The following is a 2929-nucleotide window of genomic DNA, read 5'->3' as shown; positions in this document are numbered from 1 at the left end:
TTAAAGATGAGAAATAAAAGGAGCTGTCATGAAGAAAATTTTTGTAATATTTCTGAGTATCATTACGCTCAGTTCGGCTATGTTTTTAGGGGGGTGCAGTATGCTAAACAGTCGGTCGGAAAAAGAAGAAATGATTCAGATTGCGGAGAGTGAAAAGATGAAGAGTGTAATTGAGGAAGGTCTTAAAAAGATAGACCCTCAAGCTTTAACACCTGAAGGGAAAATTAAAAGTTATGAAATTGATAAGAAATCTCTGACTCAAAACCCAATGGGAGGGTTAATGTTTGATTTAATTATTAATGGTGATAAAGAACTAACATTAGGCTATGTCATTACCGAGGACGAAAATGGCAAATTTCACAGAAATGGGACTGTTTGGTCACCAAAGCTCACTGAACTAATGGATGGAGAAAATGAGCATGGCACAAAATAAAGACTTTACTGATAAAGAGAATGTTGATGTGGCAATGTTGGAGTAAATGTTGGAGTATAAGGAAGGGATTAAAGTTGGGTCTGGCTTAACAATAAATGATGATAAAACCTACATCGGAACAGTCTCCCAAATTTACGACAATGTACATGGCAATGAAGAACAAGTATATGTGCTAACGAATAAAGAGAGTGGTCTAACCGAAACTGAAATCAAAGACTCTAATGGGAGCTTGCGTGCCGCTGTCCCCTACTCCGCTTCGGATGCTGAGCGTGCTCAGGTGCAGGATGTGACGGTCATGATGCAGGGATCGCAGACCAAGACGCACACTCCTAAGTTGCTCCACGACACTGTTACGGATTGGCTGCCTACAGACTTTGTGACGGCGGCCCACCGCCTGGGTCCTGTCGGTGCAGTGGAACATGCTACCCCTTTTGTTTATCGCCATTCCCAAAATATCATCACTCAGAAAAGCCGGGAAGTGCTGGATAAGGCAGATCGAGATGCTAGCAATAATATAGGAGATGCGGTCGGATTCTTTAATAAAGATGTTGGTCAGGCTGTGACGAGGGGGCTTAATTCTTTAAATAAAAATCCCTTCAATGAGCTAAGGAAGGATGTTCTGTCAAATAGTGCAGGTATCTTTGGCGGAGCCGTAGTGACAGGTGTTACCTCTACACCGATTATGCTAGCTGCTGGCGGTCTTAAACTGACTCAAAAGTTTCCGCCCGCTCAGTTTGAGGATGCTGCTAAGCACCTCAAGGAAACCATTCGTAAATATCCCAATGCTAAGATTGACCTTTACGGACATTCTTTGGGATCGATGGATATCCAGTATGCTCTTGCCAGTCTGACCGAGGAGGAGATGCGCCATATTGGTACGGTTCACATCTATAACGGCCCTAATATCTATCCTCTCCTGACCAAGGAACAGAAGGTACGACTGGATAGCGCTAAGTACAAGATCTTCAATCATATCGATCATAAAGACATTGTCAGCCTAGGCTACAGCTTATCTGGTAGTGAAAATGCAGCTGGTATCGTCCGTCATATTAAAACTATCGGAAAAAGCATTGATGACCAGCATATGATGAAGGGATATATCTATGACAAAAATAAAAACTTTTTGCTCATGGATGGGACAGGAAAAATCACCATCAAAGATACTATCAAAGCAAATATGATTCCCTATCAGAACATGAAAAAGTACTTATCGAAGGGAGGATTTAGCGGTAATGAAAAAATTTATCTGGACAGTGTCCAAGCGCAAGCAACTGCACAAAATCTAGTAAATGTGGCTAAGTTAGGATATGAAACTTTACAGCAAGCTAGAGATCAAGTTGTTGGAGAAGCCGAAATTCTAGCAGATGAGTTGCACAAAGTTCCGTGGGGCTTCAGTCTTAGTCCAGATGAGGTGGTTGCAGCTTATCAAGCTGGAGGGGCAGATTATCAGTCGCTGGTTCTATCTTTGCAAGAGCACTTTGATAGTCGTTTGTCTAAGGTTCAGGCGCTTCAAACGACCTTTACAGATCTAATAGAGCAGCTTAATGCTGGCATTCAGCAACTATTGGACAAGGATCAGGTATTAGCGGGAGATTTTGAGCAATGGAACCAAGTCAAGCAATGAGACAGGATATCACCCAAAAAGAAAAAGAGATGGAAGATCTCTATTTAGAGCTTCAGCAGGAACGCTTGAAGATTGAGAAGGAGCGAGATATTATTATGTCTAAGAAAAGAGCTTTTTCCGATATGCTTCAAGAAGAGTATGAAATGGCAACAGCCATTTTACGGAAACAGGAGTGGGATACTAGTGTTGAATGGCAGGTTCTAAATCAGTATATAGAATCCTATGATATAATGGCGGATGAAGCCAGTAATGACCAGTTGAAAAAATTAGATTTGAAAGATGAGGAATTGGTAGAAAACTTCTCAAGACAGAGACGTCGATTAGAGTGGGATATTGAAGAGAACTATCGCCGTCTTCGTGAATCTAAATGAATAACGACAGATGCTTTAGTGAATAAAAATAACGGGCATAAGATTGAACATAGTTAGAGTAAAGGAAAAAGTTTATGTTTATAACAGAATCAGGATCAGAACCAGTAAGAGCTTATTTTTCATCATCCAAAACGATTGATTTGCTAGAAATCAAGAAAGCAATAGAAAAGCAAATTATAACAAATGTCCTAGCTCCGCTCTTGCTGGCTCAAAGGAACAGGCTGCAGAACACATATGATAATCTTTTTACCGATGTTGTAAAGACTGTTCAGGAGAGTGTGAAAGTAGCTGCGGATCAGTTAGATGACTCAATGAAAGGCCAATTCTCTAAGAAAGTTGTGACCGTTATAAAAGAAAACAGTGAGAAATATAAAGAAATTTAACAATTGAGCTCTTTTGGATTCGAGTCCTGATTGGTCAGGAATCGGGTGCAGAGAGCTTTTTTAAAACGAAGTTTATCCACTAAAGCACAAAGTAGTTTTTGAACTTGTGTACGTTTGT

Annotated in this window: 4 protein-coding genes; all 4 read left to right on the top strand. The window is 40.5% G+C overall.

What is annotated here, in order from left to right; all coding sequences use genetic code 11:
* Positions 1-28: 28 nt before the first annotated feature.
* The 4 genes from STRDD04_RS01545 (at position 29) to STRDD04_RS01530 (ending at position 2811) form a co-directional block, all read left to right on the top strand.
* Positions 29-433 carry a DUF1310 family protein gene (locus tag STRDD04_RS01545; RefSeq protein WP_062198738.1) on the top strand — a complete coding sequence of 135 codons (405 nt, stop codon included), beginning with the start codon at positions 29-31 and terminating at the stop codon, positions 431-433.
* A gap of 46 nt (positions 434-479) precedes the next feature.
* Positions 480-2057, top strand: a complete 1578-nt coding sequence (locus tag STRDD04_RS01540; RefSeq protein WP_156469022.1) for an alpha/beta hydrolase family protein — start codon at positions 480-482, stop codon at positions 2055-2057.
* Positions 2036-2428 (top strand): hypothetical protein, encoded by a 393-nt coding sequence (locus tag STRDD04_RS01535; protein ID WP_231853864.1) that lies wholly within the window; start codon positions 2036-2038, stop codon positions 2426-2428. The genes STRDD04_RS01540 and STRDD04_RS01535 overlap by 22 nt, the downstream gene beginning before the upstream one ends.
* A gap of 74 nt (positions 2429-2502) precedes the next feature.
* Positions 2503-2811 carry a hypothetical protein gene (locus STRDD04_RS01530; RefSeq protein ID WP_062198734.1) on the top strand — a complete coding sequence of 103 codons (309 nt, stop codon included), beginning with the start codon at positions 2503-2505 and terminating at the stop codon, positions 2809-2811.
* The last annotated feature ends 118 nt before the right edge of the window (positions 2812-2929 follow it).

The sequence above is a fragment of the Streptococcus sp. DD04 genome (assembly GCF_001578725.1).
Taxonomy (GTDB): Bacteria; Bacillota; Bacilli; order Lactobacillales; family Streptococcaceae; genus Streptococcus; species Streptococcus sinensis.
The sequence above is the reverse complement of the archived record's forward strand: the minus strand, read 5'-3'. Positions and strand labels throughout refer to the sequence as shown.

Excerpts from the sequence above, each read along its gene's own strand:
- STRDD04_RS01545 (WP_062198738.1), top strand. The coding sequence starts at position 29 with ATGAAGAAAATTTTTGTAATATTTCTGAGTATCATTACGCTCAGTTCG.
- STRDD04_RS01540 (WP_156469022.1), top strand. The coding sequence starts at position 480 with ATGTTGGAGTATAAGGAAGGGATTAAAGTTGGGTCTGGCTTAACAATA.
- STRDD04_RS01530 (WP_062198734.1), top strand. The coding sequence starts at position 2,503 with ATGTTTATAACAGAATCAGGATCAGAACCAGTAAGAGCTTATTTTTCA.
- STRDD04_RS01535 (WP_231853864.1), top strand. The coding sequence starts at position 2,036 with ATGGAACCAAGTCAAGCAATGAGACAGGATATCACCCAAAAAGAAAAA.